This window comes from Streptomyces sp. NPDC007929 (genome assembly GCF_042959065.1).
Classification (GTDB): Bacteria; Actinomycetota; Actinomycetes; order Streptomycetales; family Streptomycetaceae; genus Streptomyces.
Genome location: NZ_JBIBKD010000004.1, coordinates 769,513 through 788,061, shown reverse-complemented (window position 1 = coordinate 788,061; position 18,549 = coordinate 769,513). Strand labels below are relative to the sequence as shown.

The window sequence follows — 18,549 nt, the reverse complement described above, 5'->3', positions numbered from 1 at the left end:
GCCCTTCCTCGCGTGGTCCCGTCACGCGAGCGCTACTAAAGCGCGTTAGTGACGGGCGCGCAAGTGGTTGTCCGTATTTCCCGCTTCTGCGAGAGACAACGGAACACGGGCTGCTGCGGTGCTGCGGTGCTGTGGGACGTGCGCCGAGATCAGACCGAGCTACGCTCGATCACCCTCGTGACCTCAGGGCCGATCGGCACGGGCCGGTCTTCGAGCAGGCTGGTGACGGCCTCGACGAGGTGGCGCGCCGTGTCCCGCATGTCCACCGCCACCATCGTCAACGGCGGGGCCGCAAGGCGCGCGGCCGGGGAATCGACGACGCCGATCACCGCCAGATCCGACGGTGCGGTCAGTCCAAGCTCGCGCAGACCCGCGAGGACGGCCAGGGCTGCCACGGCGTCGTGGGCGCACACGCCGGTGACGGCGGGGGCCAACCCGCGCCAAGCCGTGACGGCGTCGACGGCGGCCCCGGCTCCTTCCTCATCGCTGGGAATGGCCAAAGGCACAGGGGCCGGTACACCGCGCTCGGCGCAGGCGCGCTGCAGCGCCTTCAGGCGCAACTCGCTTGCCTCGGCCAGGCGTTCGTCGTGCGGGCGGGCGTAGCCGAGCCGGCGGTGCCCTGCCCTGAGCAGCCGCTCGACCTGCAGCCGGGCGATGCTGTTCTCGCGAGGCCCCCAGATCCACTGCGCGACGGGGTCGGACTCGGCGGTGAGGGACACCACGGCGCGCACTCCATTGCGTCGCATCGCTGCCACGTCGCTGTCGGGCAGATCCCATGCGAGAACGGCCGCGGGCGTGATGGCGGTCCACGCGTCACCAGCGGGCTTGCGCGACCACGGGTGGATCACCGCCGTGAGCCCGACCGCCGCGAACTCCGCCGACAGAAACTCGACCAGCGCGCCGAGATCGGTCAGCGGCAGCTGCGGGGGCTGATAGAGGAGCACGACGTCACTACGGCCGCGGCTGAGCGTGCGGGCCTCCGCCGAGGGGGCGTAGCGCAGCCGTGCGGCCGCTTCGAGGACGCGTTGCCGCGTCGACTCGGAGATCGTCTGCCCCTTGGTGCCGTTGAGCACGAAGCTGACGGTGGCCCTGGAGACTCCGGCCTCCCGGGCGACGTCGGCACTGGTGACCCGGCCCCCCGGCCGAGCAGCGGCCTGGCCCGCCATCCGTCCTCCTTCCGCTCTTGTGGGTGTACCACGCCTGATGTACTGTACCGGCCACATCACTAACGCGCGTTAGTAGTGGTCGGCAAACGGTCGCCGTGGCCACGGTGACTCGTCATGCCGTTCCGTCCACAGCCGAGCCGAGGCAGCGAGCCCAGGGAGCTGGTGCGGCGGTTCCAGGTCGTCCGAAGGTCCGTTTTGCTCGACGACCGCGCGCCTGATCTCTTCGTTCGACCCCTTCGTCCGATCTCTTCGTCCGATCTCTTGGTCCGGCGACTCGGCCGCCGGCCCAGTCGCCACGCCGTCCGGACTGATCCCTACGAGCACAGACCCTCAGGAGCTGACCGTGTCCGATCCGTTGATCTTCCCCGACCGGTTCCGCTGGGGCGCCGCAACCGCCGCGCACCAGGTCGAAGGCAACAACACGACCAGCGACTGGTGGGAATGGGAGACCGACCCGACTCCCAAGGCGCCCATGGCAGACCCCTCCGGCATCGCCTGCGACCACTTCAACCGCTACAAGGACGACATCGCACTGCTCGCCGGGCTCGGGCTGAACACCTACCGCTTCTCAGTGGAGTGGGCACGTATCGAGCCCCGCGAGGGAGAATTCGACCGCGAGGCGCTCCGGCACTACGTCGACATGGCGGATACCTGCCTGGAGCACGGCATCACTCCGATCATCACGCTGCAGCACTTCACGTTGCCGGCCTGGGTCACCCACGCCGGCGCCTGGACGAACCCCAGCCTCCCGTCCTGGTTCGGGCGCTACACCAGGCACGTGATGGAACACCTGCAAGGCCGTGCTCCCTACATCTGCACGATCAACGAACCCGGCAACATGATCACGCGGGGGTATCTGGGCACCTTTCCGACTCCGCCCTTCGTCCGGAACCTCGACGCGTTCGACGCAGCAGCCGCAGGCGTGAACGCCGCACATCGCAACGCCCGGGAGGTCATCCGTGAACTCGAGCCCGGCGTCAAGGTCGGCATGGCGCACGCGCTGCAGGACTGGCACGCCGACTCGGGCGGAACCCCGACCCTGGAATGGGCTCGGGAACTCCACGAGGACCGGTTCTTCGCCGAGACCGCCGAGGACGACTTCGTCGGCGTCCAGACCTACACCCGTCTCGACGTCAACGCCCCCCGCATCGTGGGGTACTTCAGCGCGGCCCTTCTGCGCAGCCGCCGCCTGACGCAGTCACTCGTACTGCCACACCTGCGCCGCCAGGCCGCAGCCGCCGTACCCGTGGAAGGAGCAGCCGACGGGATCCGCCGCACCCAGATGGGATATCAGTGGGCACCGGAGGCAGTCGCATGGACGATCCGACGAGTGGCGCACCTTTTCCCCGGTAAGGAGATCGTCATCACCGAGCACGGTGTCGCAACCGAGGATGACGCCGACCGCATCGACTACATCCGAGCAGGGCTGCGCGTCGTGCACCAGCTGATCGACGACGGACTACCCATCACCGGATACGTCCACTGGTCGCTGCTGGACAACTTCGAGTGGTGGGACGGCTATCGCCCCAAGTACGGGCTCGTAGCGGTCGACCGCACCACTCAGAAGCGGGTCGTCAAGCCATCGGCCCACTGGTACGGCGACGTGGCGCGAACCAACCAGATGCCGGCATGACCCGCCGCCCGGTGACGCGGAACGGCTGGGTCATGCGGCCGCTGCAGGCCTGCCCGCTTCGCGGGTGTTGTGCGGCCCTGAACTGAGTTCGTAGGTGGCTTGAGGTACTCGTCGGCGCAAGTCTGGGCAGGCGAGCACCAGGACGGCCAGCAAGCATCGCCGTCGCGGGATCCAGCACCGGCTGCAGTCCGGTACCGCGGACCACCAGCGCACGGCGTGCCTTCGGCCCCGAGGCGCGCTCGGCCTGTCTACTCGGTCTTGATGGCCGCGAGCATGTTCAGCCGGGCCGCGCTGCGGGCCGGCCACATGGCGGCCAGCAGGCCGACCAGCGCCGCCAGCAGCAGGAAGAGCCCGAACCGGTCCCACGGCAGCGCAAACGCGTATCCCGGGATCTCCGCCTTGGTGACCTCGCAGACCCCCCAGCCCAGGAAGGCTCCGACCGCGATGCCGATCGCGGCGCCGAACAGGGAGATGACCACGGACTCCAGCTGGATCATCCGTGTCACGCCCCGTCGGTCGAGTCCGACGGCGCACAGCATGCCGACCTCCCGCCGCCGTTCGAAGACCGACATCGCGAGGGTGTTCACCACCCCGAGCACCGCGATGACCAGGGAGATCGCCAGCAGTGCGTACAGCACGTTCAGCACGGGGGCGAAGACTCCGCTGAGCTCGTCGCGGATGGTCTGCCGGTCATCGATCTTGATCCCCGGGTACCCGGCGAGGGCGTCGGCGAGTGCCTTCTCGTCCGTGCTGCCGTCCGTCTTGAGGTAGACCTTCGAGAGAGACGTGCCGGTGGCGTTCGGATCGACCACGTCCGCGGAGACGACGACCGGCAGGACGACTTCGTTGGTCTGGAAGACGGCCCCGACGGTCAGCTTGCGGCTCTTGTCGGAGTCCCCGTACACCGCCGGCAGGGTGTCTCCCACTTTCCAGCCGTGGGCCCGCGCTTCGTCAGCGGCGACGGCGACCTGCCCCTTCGCTAGCGTGCCCTGCGAGCCTGAGACGACCGGGAGTCGGATGGCCTTGTCGAAGTCCGCCGGGGTGACGGCGGAGACATCCTCCTGGACGCCGTCGAGTTGCATCCAGGACTGCTGCTCCTGCGCCACCGTCGTGACGCCAGGGACCTTGCGCAGTACGGCGGACGCCGAGGTGTCCAGGCCGGCGCCGCTGTCCGTGACCATGTAGTCCGCCTTGACGATGTCCTTCGTCACCTTGTCCGTGGACTCACCGAGGGTGGTGGCGAGCACGGTCATGGCACTGACCACCGTGAGGCCGATGGCCAGCGCGGAGGCGGTGGCGCCGGTACGGCGGGGGTTGCGTACGGCGTTCTGCCCGGCGAGCTTGCCGGAGATCCCGAAGCCGGTCCGCAGCAGCGGCTGTACGACCGCGATCACGGGCCGGGACAGCAACGGGATCAGCACCATGACTCCGGTCACCGCGAGGGTGGCGCCGAACCCGACGAGCGCCTTGCCCTCGGAGCCGCTGGCCCCGGCGCCCGCGACGACGGCCGCCGCGCCGAGCAGCGTGATGACGCCGCCGAGCAGGTTCCGTATCAGCAGGGACCTGGTGGTGGCGGGCAGGTTTGCGCTGCCGATGGCCGCGACGGGCGGGATCTTCGCGGCGCAGCGGGCCGGCAGCCAGGCGGCCAGCATGGTGACCAGGACCCCGACGACGATCGCGACCAGGACGGTCGTCGCCGTGACGACCAGCGGCCCGTCCGGGTTCTTCGTGCCGAAGACGCCGACCGTGGCACGCGCCACGGCGGCGATGGCGGCGCCGAGCCCGAGCCCGCCGGCGGCACCGACGGCGCCGACCACCATCGCTTCGATCAGTACCGACCGGGTGACCTGCCTGCGGGAGGCGCCGACCGCGCGCAGCAGAGCGAGTTCGCGGGTGCGCTGGGCGGCGAGCATGGTGAAGGTGTTGGCGATGAGGAAGACGCTGACGAAGAGCGCGACGGCGGCGAAGGCGAGCAGGATCGTACTGAGCGTCTGCGCGTCGCCCGCGCCTCCCTTGGCCCTCTCCTCGGCGAGTTGCCGGCCCGTCTTGACGTCCGTGTCGTCCGGAAGCAGCTTCCTCAGGGTGGCGGCGAGTTCGGTGTTCGACGTGCCCGGGGCGGCGGTGACGGTGACGTACTCGTAGGAGCCGGGCTGGAGGAAGAGCCGCTGAGCGACCGGTGTGTCGAAGAGCGCCAGGCTGTCGCCCAGGGCCACCGAGGTGTCGTCGGTGGTGAAGATGCCGGAGAGCTCGTACGTCTTCGCCGGACCCGTGAAGGCGACGCGCACGGTGTCGCCGACGCGGTAGCCGCCCTTCTCGGCGGTGTCCCTGTCGAGCGCGACCTGACCGGGTTCGGTGGGCCCACTGCCGTCGGTGAACACGTAGAGCGGGTCCTTTCCGTCCTTCCCGGGCGCGAAGTTGGCGCCCATGCCGGACGGGCCACTGCCGATGAGCCGGCCGTCCTTGTCCGCGACGCCGGCGCCCCCGCCGACCCGCCCGACGGCTTCGGCGACCCCGTCGAGCCGGGCTATCTGCTCCAGCGTCTTCCCGCTGAGGCCGGGAACCTTTTCGGATTCGCTGTAGGAGCGGACTTCGACGTCCACGTGGGCGTAGCTCTTGGCGTTCTGGTCGCGGTAGCCGCCGCTGAGGGTGTCGTTGAAGATCAGGGTGCCGGAGACGAACGCGACGCCGAGCATGACGGCGAGCACGGTCATCAGCAGTCTGGCCTTGTGCGCGAGGACATTGCGCAGGGCTGTGCGGAACATGGTGATGTCTGTCCTGGTGAGGTGAGGGGGGATGGGGGTCGATCAGGGGGTGCGTGTCGGTTCGTAGGGCTCGGTGCGCTCCAACGCGGCTGGGCTCGAACAGCTCAGCTCGTACGGAACCTGGGGTCGTCGACGGCGGTCTGCCCCAACGTCCGTACGGAGTCGCGCAGGAACCCCAGGACCTCGACCGCAGCACGCGAGTCCAGGTTTCCGGTCGGCTCGTCACCGAAGACGATGTCCGGCTTGGACACGAGCGCCCGGGCGACGGCGACGCGCTGTTGCTGGCCGCCGGAGAGCTGGGCGGGGCGGTGGCTGAGTCGGCCCGAGAAGCCGACCATCTGAATGACACCGTCCAGCCACTCCTGTCCGGCGCCCGGCCGGCGATGTCCATCGGGAGCGTGATGTTCTCGAGCGCGGTGAGGGTCGGCAGCAGATTGAACCTGGAAGATGAAGCCGACCTTGTCCCGGCGGAGCTTGGTGAGCTGCCGGTCCGTCAGGGCTCCCAGCTCGATGTCCCCGACCTGGACGGAGCCGGAGGAGAAGCTGTCCAGCCCGGCCACGCGTTGCGTCAGCGTGGACTTGCCGGACCCGGAAGGCCCCATGATCGCCGTGAACTGGGACTGCCCGAAGCCGACACTGACCCGGTCGAGGGCAACCACCTGGGTATCACCCTGCCCGTAGACCTTGGACAGGTCGGTGGTGGGAGTGCGGGGGGGGGCGGCGAGGTGGTCACGAGGTCGTGCTCCGATCGAGGGGCGCGGACAGCCCGGTGCGCGTGTATTGGCCGCACCGGCCGAGGACTCCTTCATCGTCCGCGGTCCGCACCGCTCCCTCCTGACCACCTGAAGCTGATCCTGGACCGCGCCTGGTCATCCCCAGGTATGGCATTGCGTCAGCTCCGAGGATGACGTGCAGGAGAAGCCGCCCGAGAAGGGCGGACCAAGATGGAAAGGGCTCAGTGAGTCGAGGACCCGGCGCTGGGCACTACCTGCCTGTACGGCGTCTACGATCCCGTCACCGGCATGCTCTCGGTCGCCAGCGCCGGCCATCCCACACCCGTGGTCGCCGGCACCGGAGAGCCGGCGACCCGCCTCGACCTCCCCGTCGGCCCACCGCTCGGGGTCGGTGGGCTGCCCTTCGAATCCACCGACATCCACCTGCCGGAGGGCAGCAGCATCGCCCTCTACACAAACGGCCTCGTACAGGACAGGGCTCACGACGCCGATGTGGGGCTGGAGGCTCTGACCCGTGTGATGGACCAGTCGGGCAAGAGTCTCGCCGAGGCCTGCGACTCGATCATCGCCGCGCGGCCTGACGGGTCGGTGGAGGACGACGCCGCACTCCTCCTCGTACGTGTCTACGCCCTGGACGGCGAGAGCATGGTCAGCCAGCGGGTGCCGCGTGACCCCTCGGCCGTGGCAGCCGCCCGCACTCGTGCCAGCCGCCAACTCGAGGAGTGGGGTATGCAGGACATGGCCTTCACTACCGAGTTGGTCGTCAGCGAGCTGGTGACGAACGCGATTCGCTACGGGGAGGAGCCCATCAGCCTTCGCCTGCTCCGGGACCGGGACCACACCCTGATCTGCGAGGTCTCCGACGGTGGCCACACCTCGCCCTACTTGCGTCGCGCCACGACCGAGGACGAGGGAGGTCGAGGGCTGTTCCTGGTGGCCCAATTCACCGACCGCTGGGGAACGCGCTTTTCCCGGGAGGGCAAGACCATCTGGACCGAGCTCAGGCTCGGGGACAAGGTCTGACCGCACCATGGCCCGCGGGCAGGACAGCTCGACGACGCCCCCTGAAGGCCTTCGGGCATGAAATCGGTGTCACCGCCGACACCGTCAACTGCTGCCGGGCGCAGAGCCCGTGGACGCACGTGATCGACACCGGAGACATCGGCGCCTTCCTCAGCTTGGACGTCGGCAAGGGCGAGCACCACGGCACCCGCCGTCACCCCGGCCGGAGGGAAAGCCCCGCCTCCATCGGCGCCCTCCCTCTAACCGTCGTCTTGAACACGGGTTGCCAGGTGACCCGTCTTCCAGACCCGGCTGCGGCGGATCACCGGTCTGTACCCCTGCAAGGTCAAGACCGATCCCCGCGATGCGTTCCTCATCGCGAATGCCGCCCGCGCCATGCCACAGGCCCTCCGCGCCCTCAAGCTGGAAGACGACGAAGCCACGGACAGGCAAGATCCGGACCATATGCGGTCCAACCGAGCCGCTGACATCTGATGACGCGTCAGTGGAGTTAGCAAAGGGTTAGCAAGAGTCCTGCCGCAGCGACCCACAGACGGAGACACCGTGGAATGGCGCAGCACCGCGCATCGGGCGTGCAACGCGCCCAGCCGCCCTCCCGCACACGATGGCACTGCGGAAGACAACGCACGGCGGCGAGTCATCACCCGTCACCGACCAATGAGCCATTTCCGCAGGTCAGCGCACCCTTCCCCGCGGCTTCAGAGGCGTCGCCGGCAGGTCTGGAGCCGGCAACGGGTCCCCGTCGTACCCCTTCACCTCCCCGAATCTCGACCCTTCCATCCAGTCCTGACGGGCCTGTGCGATCTCGTCCTGCGACCGTCCGATCCAGTTCCAGAACATGATCAGCTCCTCCTCGAACGGTTCGCCGCCCAGGAGCATCAGGCTCGCGTCCGACTCTGCGCGCAGGGGCAGTTCGGTGCGGCCGCAGCCGAGGTAGAGCATGGAGCCGGGGAGGACGGGGACACCGTCGACGTGGGCCTCGCCGGACATGGACAGCACGGCGTACTCGAAGTCTGGCTCCAGGGGGAGGCGGACGTCCGCGCCGCGGGTCAGGGCGAGGTCGGCGCCGACGATCGGGGTGTAGGCCGTGCCGGGTGACGTCGCGCCGTCGAGGTCGCCGAGGATCAGCGTCGCCGTGACGCCGGGTGCCGTGACGACCGGCAGGTCGGCGTGGTGTTCGAAGCGCGGGTCGGTGTGACGGTGACCGTCGGGGAGCGCGACCCACAGCTGTGCCCCGTGCAGGAAGCGGGCGTGCGAACGCGGGCTCTCCTCCGAGTGGCTGATGGCCCGGCCGGAGGTCATCAGACCGAGTTCGCGCGGGCGGATCGTCTGGAGGCTGCCGGTGGAGTCGCGGTGCAGCACCTCCCCCTCGTGCAGCCAGCTCACGGTCTGCAGACCCATGTGGGGGTGCGGGGGCACCTGCATGCCGGGCTCGTCGGCGATGTCGTCGGGGCCGTAGTGGTCGACGAAGCACCAGGCTCCGACCATACGGCGGCCGAGATTGGGCAGCAGCCGGCGCACCTCGCTGGACTCGCCCAGCTTCACTCGGCGAGGGCTGAGGAGTTCACGCACCGGCTCCGCCACCACGAAGCCGCGGCCACCGCACAGGGAGGGTGCCGCTTCGCGCTCAAGATTGCTCATGGCGCACAACCTAGTCCGGCACGGGCGCCCCCGTCAGCGTCCCGTTCGGGCCGCGCCGCGAGCGTTCCGCCGGCAGGGGAATCAGGCCGGACCGTGTAGTGGAATATCGAAACAATTGGCTCGGTTGTGGCCCTCGAAGGAGGCCACACGTGAACACCACCCAGGACACGACGTACTACGCCCACGGGACTCCGGCCGAGCGCTGGGAGCGCGCGCAGCTGTTCTTCGAGGCCAAGGACTACGCCGCTGCCGCGCGTGTCCTGGTCGGGCTGGTCGAGGAGGTGCCCGAGCAGACCGGGCCCCGGCTGCTCCTGGCGCGTTCCTATTACCACTCGGCCCAACTGCGGCGCGCCGAGGCCGAGTTGCGGACGATCGTCGAGCGGGACCCCGTGGAGCACTACGCCCGGCTGATGCTAGGCCGCACCCTTCAGCGGCAGAGCCGGCACGAGGAGGCGGAGTCGCACCTGCGGATCGCCTCGGCCCTGGCGGGTGACTTCGAGCAGTCCTGACCCGCGTCGGACCTGCGGATGCCCGGCTGGGTGACAGCCGGGCATCCGTGTACCTGCGGGGCCGCTACCCGGCCGGCATCCCGTACGACCGCCGCCCGCGCCGGTGGGCGATCTCCCCCAGCAGGATGTCGACGGCGAGGAAGGCCGCCAGCGGGATGCCGAACAGGGGCATGAAGTAGCCGAGGACGGCGATGCCCGCCAGCAGCGGTACGAGGAGCTGCGGCGGGACCTGCTGCCAGGCGCCGCGCGGGACCGGACGGCCGAAGGCGGTGCCGCGGCCGCGCTGCCACCACATGCGGTAGCCCCAGACGATCAGCAGGATCAGGGAGGCCGCGAGCAGCATCAGGGCGATCTGGTTGGTGAGGCCGAACAGGATGCCGGTGTGCAGGTCGATGCCCCACCGGGTGAGCTTCGCGAGGACCGGGTGGTCCTCGAACCGCAGCACATCGGTGACCTCGCCACCGGCCGGGTCGATCGCGACGGCGTCCTGTTTGGTGGGCCAGCTGCGCTGCACCTGCTTGACGACGTACGCCGAGTTCGCGTCGGCGGGCGGCACGATCTCCACCGGGTCGCCGAGCCCCTCGGCCCGCGCCGCGGCCAGGACCTTGTCCAGGCCGACACCGTGTGCGGCGTCGCCCGCCTGCCCGGTGGCGGAGCCGTGGCCGGAGTGCTCGCCGCCCGCGACGGCCGACACCGAGGGGGTGGCCTGGCCCAGCGAGGTGCGCAGCTCGTCGATGGTGGCCCCTGCATAGGCCGACCAGGTCAGACCGGTCGCCGAGAGGAAGAAGAACCCGGCCGCCGCCCATACCCCGACGGTGCCGTGCAGTCCGAGGGTGCGGCGCCGGCCCTTCGTGCCCCGCACCTTGCGCAGGGCGCGGCGGCGGGAGAACCACAGCGCCAGGCCGCCCGCCGAGACGACCCAGAGCCAGCTGGCCGCCAGCTCGCTGTACAGCCGCCCCGTCTCCCCCAGGTGCAGGTCCCGGTGGAACTCGTCGATCCAGGTGCGCAGCGGCAGCGCGCCGGTGGAGCCGTACTGTTCGAGCGAGCCGCGCACCTTCGCGGTGTACGGGTCGACGAACACGGCGAGCGTACGGTCCTCACCGACGCCCGGTACGCCGGACAGCATCACCCTGGTCGTCGCGTCGTCCTGCGGTGAGGGGCGTACGGCCGAGATGCTGCCCTCGGGGTGTGCCTTGCGGGCGGCGGTCACCTGCTCGCTGATCGGCAGCTTCCGCTCGCCCACGGGGACGGTCATCTCATGGTCGTAGACGAGTTTCTCGGCCTGGAAGGAGCCTGCGTACAGCAGGCCGGTGACGGCTGCGACGAGGAGGAACGGCGCCACCAGCACTCCGGCGTAGAAGTGCAGGCGGAGGATCAGTGGGCGCAGCGGGGCCCAGGTGCTCTTCGACGGTGCCGGGGCGGCTGGTTGCGGGGCCTCGTCCGTGGTGGTCGAGGGAGCGGTGGTCATCGGCGGGCTTCTCCGGGGCGTCGTCAGGGCCGGTGCGGTGTGGGCGGTGGCCGTTGCGGTGCAGTAGTCGGGGCGGGGCGGGGGTGGGTTCCCGGAGAAGTGGGGTGACGTGCGTCACGCGGGGGTGGGGGGTGCCGTGCCATCCTGACGCGACGGGAACCTCGAACGATCACGCGCCCCTGACCGAGCGGGTCGAGCAACTCCTCGACGGAGGTCTCCCGTTGACCATCGTCGCGGCCGGCGATCCGGTGCTGCGGCGGGGCACCGAGCCGTACGACGGACAGTTGGGGCCCGCGTTGCTGGCGCGGTTCGTCGAGGCCCTGCGGGTGACCATGCGCGCGGCGCCCGGGGTCGGGCTGGCGGCGCCGCAGGTCGGTGTGGGGCTCAGGATCGCGGTGATCGAGGATCCGGCGCCGGTGCCGGAGGAGGTGCGGCTCGCGCGTGGGCGTGTTCCGCAGCCGTTCCGGGTGCTGGTCAACCCTGTCTACGAGCCTGTCGGCGACGTCCGTGCCGCGTTCTTCGAGGGCTGCCTCAGCGTGCCGGGCTACCAGGCGGTGGTGGCACGGCACGCCGGGGTGCGACTGACCGGGCAGGACGAGCACGGGCGGGCCCTTGACGAGGTGTTCGAGGGCTGGCCGGCGCGGATCGTGCAGCACGAGACGGACCATCTCGACGGTGTGCTGTACCTGGACCGCGCCGAGCCGCGTTCGCTGTCGTCCAACGCGGCGATGGCGGAACGCTGGGCCCAGCCGACACCCCAGGAGGCGGCGCGGTCGCTGGGCTTCGAGCTGCCGTAGCGCGCTTCGAGCTGCCGTGGCACCTACCCGGGCGCGATCGTCATGGTCACGCACGACGAGGGCGCGGTCGACGCGCTGCGACCGGACCGGGTGCTGTTGCTGCCGGGCGGAGAAGGACCTGTGGGACGACGACTACCGGCAACGGGTGGTGCCCGCACATCGGTGACCGGGGCCGGGGCCCTCCGGCCCGGGGCGCCGGAGGGCCGTAGGTGGGACGTCCCGGGGTAGTGGAGGGCCGTAGGCCGAGCGTCCGGGCGTGCCGGACGGGTCGCGGGCCAGACGTCACGGGCACCCATCAGACGTCACGGGCGCCGGACGAGCCGCAGGTCGGGCGTCGCGGCGCGCCGGACGGGCCGCGGGTCGGGTCTCCCGGGGTGGCGGACGGGCCGCGGGCCGGGCGTCACGGGGCGCCGGTCAGGCGTCGCGGGCGCCGGATGGGCCGCAGGGCAGACGTCACGGGGTGCCGGTCAGGCGCGTCCCGTGGCGCAGGACGGGCCTCCCTGAACGCCGGCGGGCCGTAGGTCGGGCCTCTCGGCGCGCCGGACGAGCCGTAGGTCAGGCGTCGCGGCGCGCCGGACGAGCCGCAGGTCGGGCGTCACGGCGCGCCGGACTGGCCGCGGGCCGGGCGTCACGGGGTGGCGGACGGGGCGCGGGTTGTGCGGCGCGGGCGTCGGTCACGCGTCGCGGTATGCCTCCAGAAGGCGTAGCCACACCTCGCTGATCGTCGGGTACGACGGGACGGCGTGCCACAGGCGGCTGAGCGGGACCTGGCCGGCGACCGCGATGGTCGCGGAGTGGATGAGCTCGCCGACCCCGGGGCCGACGAGGGTGACCCCGCGCAGGATTTCGGCCTCGAGGTCGACGACCATACGGGCGCGGCCCTGGTAGCCGTCGGCGTACAGGCCGGCCCCGGAGACGGTGGACAGGTCCACGTCGACGGCCTTCACCCGGTGCCCCGCCTGTTCCGCCTCGGCCAGCGACAGGCCCACGACCGCGGCCTCCGGGTCGGTGAAGACGACCTGCGGGACGGCGGCGTGGTCGGCGGTCGCGGCGTGGGCGCCCCAGGGCTCGGCCAGGAGGGTCTCCCCGGTGGCGCGGGCGGCGATGGCGGCGCCCGCGATACGGGCCTGGTACTTGCCCTGGTGGGTGAGGAGGGCGCGGTGGTTGACGTCGCCGACCGCGTACAGCCAGTCGTGGCCGTCCACGCGGAGGCTGTCGTCGACCGGCAGCCAGGAACCGGGGTCAAGGCCGATCGTCTCCAAGCCGATGTCGTCGGTGCGTGGGGCGCGGCCGGTGGCGAAGAGGATCTCGTCGGCCTCGATGCGGTCGCCCGTGTCGGTGACGGCCACGACCGTCCCGTTCTCCCGGGTCACCGACTCCACCGAGGTGCCCGTACGGACGTCCGCGCCGGCCTCCTTGAGCGCCTCGGCGACGAGTTCCCCGGCGAACGGCTCCATGCGGGGCAGCAGGCCCTTGCCGCGGACCAGCAGGGTCACCCGGGAGCCGAGGGCCTGCCAGACCGTGGCCATCTCGGTGGCGACCACGCCGCCGCCGATCACGATCAGCCGGCCGGGCACGGTCTGGGAGCTGGTGGCCTCGCGGCTGGTCCACGGCTTGACCGCGTCGAGCCCGGGCAGGCCGGGCAGGGCGGCTCGGCTGCCGGTGCAGACGGCGACGGCCTGCCGGGCGGTCAGGACGTGCTCGCCGCCGTCCGGGCCCGTGACCGTCACGGTGCGGGGGCCGGTGAGGCGCCCGTGACCGCGGTACAGGTCGGCGCCGATGGAGTCGAGCCAGCCGACCTGGCCGTCGTCCTTCCAGTTCGAGGTGAAGTAGTCGCGGTGGGCGAGGACCGCGGAGGCGTCGAGGGGGCCCTGGACGGACTGGCGCAGGCCCGGGACGCGGCGGGCGTCCGCGCGGGCGATGACCGGCCTCAGCAGGGCCTTGCTGGGCATGCACGCCCAGTAGGAGCATTCGCCGCCGACCAGCTCGCTCTCCACGACCGCGGTGGTCAGTCCGGCGGCGCGGGTGCGGTCGGCGACGTTCTCCCCCACGGGCCCGGCACCGAGCACCACGACGTCGTACGTGTTGGTTTCCGTTTCCGTCATGGGGTCAGTCTGGTGGGTGGTGTGCGCCCTGGCCACATGGGTAGGGGCGCGGAATACGTGTCCGGTCGGCCGTGTTGTGCCGACGGCTTGACCCCACACCAGGAAGAGGGATGTACGCCATGAGCAGCACCGTGGAGCTCACCAAGGAGAACTTCGACCAGACGGTCACGGAGAACGAGTTCGTCCTGATCGACTTCTGGGCCGACTGGTGCGGGCCGTGCAAGCAGTTCGCCCCGGTGTACGAGAAGGCGGCCGGGGAGAACCCGGACCTGGTGTTCGGGAAGGTGGACACCGAGGCGCAGCCCGAGCTGGCCGCGGCCTTCGGTATCCAGTCCATTCCCACGCTGATGATCGTCCGTGACCAGGTCGCGGTGTTCGCCCAGCCGGGTGCCCTGCCCGAGGCCGCCCTGACGGACGTCATCGGGCAGGCCCGCAACCTCGACATGGACGAGGTGCGCAAGGCGGTCGCCGAGCAGCAGGCCCAGGAAAAGGGCGCCGGGTCCTAGAAGGGGTACGGAGCGACGTCTCCGCGTACCGTCGTCCAGCGCAGTTCGGTGAAGGCCTCCAGGTTGGCCTCACCGCCGAAGCGGGCGCCGGTTCCGGAGGCGGCGATTCCGCCGAAGGGCGCGACGGCCTCGTCGTTCACCGTCTGGTCGTTGATGTGGACGATGCCGGTCGGGATGCGATCGGCGAGGTCCAGACCGCGGGCCGGGTCCCTGGTGACGATGCCCAGGGAGAGGCCGTACGGGCTCTGCGCGGCAAGCGCCGCCGCCTCGTCGGCGGTGGTGAAGGAGCGGATAGGCGCGACCGGGCCGAAGACCTCCTCCGTGTACGCGGGGGTGCGGTCGTCCACGTCGGCGAGGACCGTCGGCCGGTAGAAGAGCCTCTCGTGGGTGCCGCCGGCGGCGAGCTTGGCACCGGCGGCGGTGCTGGCCTCGACCAGGCCGCTGATCTTTCCGAGCTGGCCCGAGTCGATGATGGGGCCCAGGTGGACCTGTTCCCGGTGCGGGTCGCCGACGGCGAGTGAGTCCGCCTTGGCGGCCAGCCGCTCCACGTACTCGTCGTAGAGGGACGCGTGCACCAGGTGGCGTCCGGTGGTCATGCAGATCTGGCCCTGGTGGAAGAACGAGCCCCAGGCGGCGGTGGAGATGACCGCGTCGAGGTCGGCGTCCTCCAGCACGATCAGGGCCGAGTTGCCGCCCAGTTCCAGGTGGGCCCGCTTGAGGTGACGGCCGGCCGCCTCGCCCACGGCCCGTCCGGCGGCGGTGGAGCCGGTGAAGGAGATGACCGGCACGAGCGGGTCGGCGACCAGGGCCTGTCCGGCGTCCGGGCCGCCCGGCAGCACGTGCAGCAGGTCCTCGGGCAGGCCCGCGGCGGCGAAGACGGCAGCGAGGGAGAGCCCTCCGCAGACGGCCGTGCGCGGGTCCGGCTTGAGCAGGACCGCGTTGCCCAGCGCCAGGGCCGGAGCGACGGAGCGGATGGACAGGATCAGCGGGGCGTTGAACGGCGAGATCACGCCGACCACACCGGCCGGGACACGGCGTGTGTACGACAGGCGCGGCGCCTCGCTGGGCAGGACCTGGCCGGCCGGGCGGGAGGCGAGGGCTGCGGCCTCGTAGCACTCCTGGGCGGCGACGTGCAGTTCGAAGTCGGCCTTGCCGGGGACGGAGCCCGATTCGCGGACGAGCCACTCGCGCAGTTCGGCGGCGTGCTCGGTGAACAGGTCCCCGGCCTTGCGGAGCACGGCGGCGCGGGCGAAGTGCGGGGTGCGTGCCCAGGCCCGCTGGGCGGTGGCGGCCCGCTCGGAGGCTGCTTCGACGTCCGTGGGGGCGGCGAGGGCGAGGCTGCCGAGTTCCCGGCCGGTGGCGGGCTCGGTGACGGCGTACCGGGCTCCCGCGAGCCGGTGTGGCTGCCAGGTCCTGGTGTCGAGCAACGGCATGACGGCTCTCCGATCGATCGGTCACCGGCTGCCGGGTGGTCAACTCCCGTACGTGCGCGGCCGGTTCGGCGGTCACATGGCAGGACGCGCGGGAGCGGGCACGGCGGTGCGCCGTGGCCCGCGTGGAACGCGCCCCGTTTTGTTGAGCACGCAACATCCTAGTCGCGCCCCGGCACGATCATGTTGCCTCAACTCGATTCGCGGTGCAGCACCGTAGCTCCCAGTACCTTGTGCGTCTCGGGCTCGGTAGCCGGTGTGCGTACCGCGCGGTCGACCAGTTCGGCTAGTTCGCGGCCGCAGGGCAGTTCCAGGTGGACCGTGCTCAGCCGGGGGCGCAGCAGCCGTCCGAGCATGAGGTCGTCGGCGCCGATGACGGCGGTCTCCTCGGGGATGCGGACGCCTTCGTCCTGGAGGGCGCGCATCAGCAGCATCGCGTACTCGTCGTTGTAGGTGAACACGGCGTCCAGGCCGAGGGTGCGCCAGCGGGCGGCGAGGCGCGCGGCGGCCTGCTCGTCGAAGGCGAGGGGCAGTTCGGTCACCGTGGCGTCGGTGCCGCGCACCGACTGGCGCACACCGTCGAGGCGGGGCGCGGAGAAGGCCTCGAGGCCGGGTTCCTGCGGGACGACGACGCCGATCCGGCGCCGGCCGCGGTCGTAGAGGTGGGCGCCCGCACTGTGGCCGACGACGTCGTGGTCCATGAGCAGCGCGTGCGCGCCCTCGATGGTCTCGGGGCCGAGGGTGACCACGGCCCGGGCGCCGGAGCGCTTGAGCACGGCCACGCCGCGCGGGCCGAGGCCGGAGCCGGGCACCAGCACGGCCACGGGCCTCAACTCGGCCCAGGCGCGGGCGGCTTCGTCGCCGTGCGGGCCGCCGGTGCCGTACTGCACGACCGTGTAGTCCAGGCTGCCGAGGGCTCCCTGGAGGTCGTTGAGGAAGCGGTTGTAGAGCGGGCCGACGGGGAAGGTCGGCGCGGGGATGAGGACCATCCGGCTGTGCCCGGCGCGCAGACTGCGGGCCGCGGCGTGCGGTACGTATCCGAGTTCCCTCGCGGCGTCGTGTACACGGCGGCGGGTGGGTTCGCTGATGCGTACGGCGCTGGTGTTGTTGAGGACGTAGGAGACGGTCGCGCGCGAGACGCCGGCCAGGCGGGCCACATCGGCGCTCGTGGGCACGGAGCGCGACGGTGCGGGGGACGGGGGCGCGGGCGTTTTCGGTATCTGCACCATGACGTACGGCATCTTGGCAGAAGCCCCAACGCGCCTTCCCGGCGGGGGAGTTGTGACGAACTCGTGAGCGCTCACGGGGTGGAGCGCCGGGCCTTCAGCGCGCGTGGTGCGCCGGGCTCTCAGCGCGCGCCGCCCGGGGCCGTCACCCGGTCGACGAGGTCGGTCCACGCGGCTTCGAGGCGGCCCAGCGGCATGCCGCACTGCCTCGTCAGATGGTGCACGAGGGCCGGGTCGAGCTGCCCCATCAGCGTGTGGGAGATGAGCTCGCAGTCCGCTCCGGGGACCGCCTGCCGCAGCAGCAGCTCGATGTGGTGGCGCAGCACACGCCGGGCGGGGGTGACGTAGCGACGGCTCGCGCCGGGGTCGGCGGCCAGTTGCAGTTCGAGCTCGTCGGTCGAGCGGCGCAGCATCGCGCAGCCGAACGCCCGCAGCCGCTCCTCGGGTGGCGCTCCGGGTCCGAGGGGCGGCGGGCCGCCGAGGAACGCGGCCTGGAACTTCTTCTCGGAGTGGTCGAGCAGCGCCGTCAGCAGGCCGGTGCGGTCGCCGAACCTGCGGAAGACCGTGCCCTTGCCGACACAGGCCTCGGCGGCCACCGCCTCCATCGTGACGCCGTCCGCGCCGCGCTCCGCCACCAGCCGCCCTGCGGCTTCCAGCAGCCGGGCGCGATTGCGCGCGGCGTCGGCCCGCAGGCAGGGCTCATCCACTTCCAGCGCGGTGCCGAGCTGGAGCAGCTCGGGCTGGCCGACGGGCTCCTGGGGCGTCGGGCCGGGGGTCAGGGCGGCGGACATGAAGCCAGCGTAAAGCATCGGGAACAGAACTGGACCGCGGTCCGGTTAAGGTGCTAGAAAGCTAAACGGACCCCGGTCCGGATCGTCAGCAGTACGTCAGAGCAGTGCCTCATTCGTGGGAGTCAGCATGTCCGTTCGTATCCTCGCCCTCGTCGGCAGCCTTCGCGCCGGTTCGCACAACCGCCAGCTCGCCGAGGCGGCTGCCAAGCTCGCTCCCGAAGGGACCGAGGTGGACCTGTACGAGGGTCTGGCCGAGATTCCCTTCTACAACGAGGACATCGACGTGGAGGGCAGCCTGCCGGCCGCTGCCGCCCGGCTGCGCGAGGCGGCGAACGCCGCCGACGGCCTGATTCTCTTCACCCCCGAGTACAACGGCACCATCCCGGCCGTCCTGAAGAACGCCATCGACTGGCTGTCCCGCCCGTTCGGTGCCGGTGCCCTCAGCGGCAAGCCGGTCGCCGTGGTCGGCACCGCCTTCGGCCAGTACGGCGGCGTCTGGGCGCACGACGAGACCCGCAAGTCCGTGGGCGTGGCCGGCGGCAAGGTCCTGGAGGACGTCAAGCTGTCCATCCCCGGCTCGGTGACCCGCTTCGCCGAGACGCACCCGGCCGACGACGCCGAGGTCGCCGAGCAGCTGACCGAGGTCATCGCCCGCCTGCAGGGTCACGCCTCGGAGCCCGCCGCGGCCTGACCGCGTCGCTGCGCACCCGAGGAGGGGCCGGGGCGGGTGACGCCCTCGGCCCCTTCGGCGTGCTGCG

The 18,549-nt window shown here is 71.3% G+C and carries 16 protein-coding genes; 7 read left to right on the top strand and 9 right to left on the bottom strand.

Features of this window, described 5'->3' with window-relative positions; all coding sequences use genetic code 11:
• Positions 1 to 149: 149 nt before the first annotated feature.
• Positions 150 to 1,166 carry a substrate-binding domain-containing protein gene (locus ACFZDE_RS17110; protein WP_391200439.1) on the bottom strand — a complete coding sequence of 339 codons (1,017 nt, stop codon included), beginning with the start codon at positions 1,164 to 1,166 and terminating at the stop codon, positions 150 to 152.
• Positions 1,167 to 1,509: 343 nt separating this feature from the next.
• Here ACFZDE_RS17110 and ACFZDE_RS17105 point away from each other — a divergent pair, with 343 nt between their 5' ends.
• The gene (locus ACFZDE_RS17105; protein ID WP_391200438.1) at positions 1,510 to 2,799 is read left to right on the top strand and encodes a family 1 glycosylhydrolase; all 1,290 of its coding nucleotides are present in this window, start codon (positions 1,510 to 1,512) and stop codon (positions 2,797 to 2,799) included.
• A 248-nt stretch (positions 2,800 to 3,047) separates the two neighbouring features.
• On the opposite strand, the gene ACFZDE_RS17100 is transcribed toward ACFZDE_RS17105, so the two are convergent.
• Positions 3,048 to 5,561 (bottom strand): FtsX-like permease family protein, encoded by a 2,514-nt coding sequence (locus ACFZDE_RS17100; RefSeq protein ID WP_391200437.1) that lies wholly within the window; start codon positions 5,559 to 5,561, stop codon positions 3,048 to 3,050.
• A 104-nt stretch (positions 5,562 to 5,665) separates the two neighbouring features.
• The gene (locus ACFZDE_RS17095) at positions 5,666 to 6,220 is read right to left on the bottom strand and encodes an ATP-binding cassette domain-containing protein (protein WP_391200436.1); all 555 of its coding nucleotides are present in this window, start codon (positions 6,218 to 6,220) and stop codon (positions 5,666 to 5,668) included.
• A gap of 318 nt (positions 6,221 to 6,538) precedes the next feature.
• Between ACFZDE_RS17095 and ACFZDE_RS17090 the strand changes: the two genes are divergently transcribed.
• Both ACFZDE_RS17090 and ACFZDE_RS17085 read left to right on the top strand, forming a co-directional pair.
• On the top strand, positions 6,539 to 7,318 hold the full coding sequence (locus tag ACFZDE_RS17090; RefSeq protein ID WP_391200524.1) for a SpoIIE family protein phosphatase: 780 nt from the start codon (positions 6,539 to 6,541) through the stop codon (positions 7,316 to 7,318).
• Between the two features lie 291 nt (positions 7,319 to 7,609).
• The gene (locus ACFZDE_RS17085; RefSeq protein WP_391200523.1) at positions 7,610 to 7,792 is read left to right on the top strand and encodes a transposase; all 183 of its coding nucleotides are present in this window, start codon (positions 7,610 to 7,612) and stop codon (positions 7,790 to 7,792) included.
• A 201-nt stretch (positions 7,793 to 7,993) separates the two neighbouring features.
• Here ACFZDE_RS17085 and ACFZDE_RS17080 read toward each other — a convergent pair whose 3' ends face one another.
• Entirely contained in the window at positions 7,994 to 8,959 is a 966-nt protein-coding gene (locus ACFZDE_RS17080; RefSeq protein WP_391200435.1) for a pirin family protein, read from the bottom strand.
• Between the two features lie 149 nt (positions 8,960 to 9,108).
• On the opposite strand from ACFZDE_RS17080, the gene ACFZDE_RS17075 reads away from it, so the two are divergent.
• Positions 9,109 to 9,468, top strand: coding sequence for a tetratricopeptide repeat protein (locus ACFZDE_RS17075; protein ID WP_391200434.1), 360 nt, complete (start codon positions 9,109 to 9,111; stop codon positions 9,466 to 9,468).
• A 64-nt stretch (positions 9,469 to 9,532) separates the two neighbouring features.
• Here ACFZDE_RS17075 and ACFZDE_RS17070 read toward each other — a convergent pair whose 3' ends face one another.
• The gene (locus ACFZDE_RS17070; protein WP_391200433.1) at positions 9,533 to 10,936 is read right to left on the bottom strand and encodes a PepSY domain-containing protein; all 1,404 of its coding nucleotides are present in this window, start codon (positions 10,934 to 10,936) and stop codon (positions 9,533 to 9,535) included.
• Between the two features lie 131 nt (positions 10,937 to 11,067).
• Between ACFZDE_RS17070 and ACFZDE_RS17065 the strand changes: the two genes are divergently transcribed.
• On the top strand, positions 11,068 to 11,733 hold the full coding sequence (locus tag ACFZDE_RS17065) for a peptide deformylase (protein WP_391200432.1): 666 nt from the start codon (positions 11,068 to 11,070) through the stop codon (positions 11,731 to 11,733).
• Positions 11,734 to 12,407: 674 nt separating this feature from the next.
• Here ACFZDE_RS17065 and ACFZDE_RS17060 read toward each other — a convergent pair.
• On the bottom strand, positions 12,408 to 13,838 hold the full coding sequence (locus tag ACFZDE_RS17060) for an FAD-dependent oxidoreductase (protein WP_391200431.1): 1,431 nt from the start codon (positions 13,836 to 13,838) through the stop codon (positions 12,408 to 12,410).
• A 119-nt stretch (positions 13,839 to 13,957) separates the two neighbouring features.
• Here ACFZDE_RS17060 and trxA point away from each other — a divergent pair, with 119 nt between their 5' ends.
• Complete coding sequence (trxA, locus tag ACFZDE_RS17055; protein WP_390999848.1) at positions 13,958 to 14,344, top strand: thioredoxin; 387 nt, start codon at positions 13,958 to 13,960, stop codon at positions 14,342 to 14,344.
• On the opposite strand, the gene ACFZDE_RS17050 is transcribed toward trxA, so the two are convergent.
• From ACFZDE_RS17050 to ACFZDE_RS17040, 3 genes are all read right to left on the bottom strand, one after another.
• The gene (locus ACFZDE_RS17050) at positions 14,341 to 15,777 is read right to left on the bottom strand and encodes an aldehyde dehydrogenase family protein (protein WP_390999851.1); all 1,437 of its coding nucleotides are present in this window, start codon (positions 15,775 to 15,777) and stop codon (positions 14,341 to 14,343) included. The genes trxA and ACFZDE_RS17050 overlap by 4 nt on opposite strands.
• 188 nt (positions 15,778 to 15,965) lie before the next feature.
• Positions 15,966 to 17,015, bottom strand: a complete 1,050-nt coding sequence (locus ACFZDE_RS17045) for a substrate-binding domain-containing protein (RefSeq protein WP_390999854.1) — start codon at positions 17,013 to 17,015, stop codon at positions 15,966 to 15,968.
• A 107-nt stretch (positions 17,016 to 17,122) separates the two neighbouring features.
• On the bottom strand, positions 17,123 to 17,791 hold the full coding sequence (locus tag ACFZDE_RS17040; protein ID WP_391200430.1) for a TetR family transcriptional regulator: 669 nt from the start codon (positions 17,789 to 17,791) through the stop codon (positions 17,123 to 17,125).
• Between the two features lie 127 nt (positions 17,792 to 17,918).
• Here ACFZDE_RS17040 and ACFZDE_RS17035 point away from each other — a divergent pair, with 127 nt between their 5' ends.
• Positions 17,919 to 18,482: an NAD(P)H-dependent oxidoreductase gene (locus ACFZDE_RS17035; RefSeq protein ID WP_391200429.1), complete on the top strand. Its 564-nt coding sequence runs from the start codon at positions 17,919 to 17,921 to the stop codon at positions 18,480 to 18,482.
• Positions 18,483 to 18,549: the final 67 nt, after the last annotated feature.

Bases quoted from the DNA above. Each gene is read 5' to 3' on its own strand.
- ACFZDE_RS17110 (WP_391200439.1), bottom strand. From the start codon at position 1,166: ATGGCGGGCCAGGCCGCTGCTCGGCCGGGGGGCCGGGTCACCAGTGCC.
- trxA (WP_390999848.1), top strand. From the start codon at position 13,958: ATGAGCAGCACCGTGGAGCTCACCAAGGAGAACTTCGACCAGACGGTC.
- ACFZDE_RS17035 (WP_391200429.1), top strand. From the start codon at position 17,919: ATGTCCGTTCGTATCCTCGCCCTCGTCGGCAGCCTTCGCGCCGGTTCG.
- ACFZDE_RS17080 (WP_391200435.1), bottom strand. From the start codon at position 8,959: ATGAGCAATCTTGAGCGCGAAGCGGCACCCTCCCTGTGCGGTGGCCGC.
- ACFZDE_RS17070 (WP_391200433.1), bottom strand. From the start codon at position 10,936: ATGACCACCGCTCCCTCGACCACCACGGACGAGGCCCCGCAACCAGCC.
- ACFZDE_RS17060 (WP_391200431.1), bottom strand. From the start codon at position 13,838: ATGACGGAAACGGAAACCAACACGTACGACGTCGTGGTGCTCGGTGCC.
- ACFZDE_RS17050 (WP_390999851.1), bottom strand. From the start codon at position 15,777: ATGCCGTTGCTCGACACCAGGACCTGGCAGCCACACCGGCTCGCGGGA.
- ACFZDE_RS17045 (WP_390999854.1), bottom strand. From the start codon at position 17,015: ATGCCGTACGTCATGGTGCAGATACCGAAAACGCCCGCGCCCCCGTCC.
- ACFZDE_RS17100 (WP_391200437.1), bottom strand. From the start codon at position 5,561: ATGTTCCGCACAGCCCTGCGCAATGTCCTCGCGCACAAGGCCAGACTG.
- ACFZDE_RS17040 (WP_391200430.1), bottom strand. From the start codon at position 17,791: ATGTCCGCCGCCCTGACCCCCGGCCCGACGCCCCAGGAGCCCGTCGGC.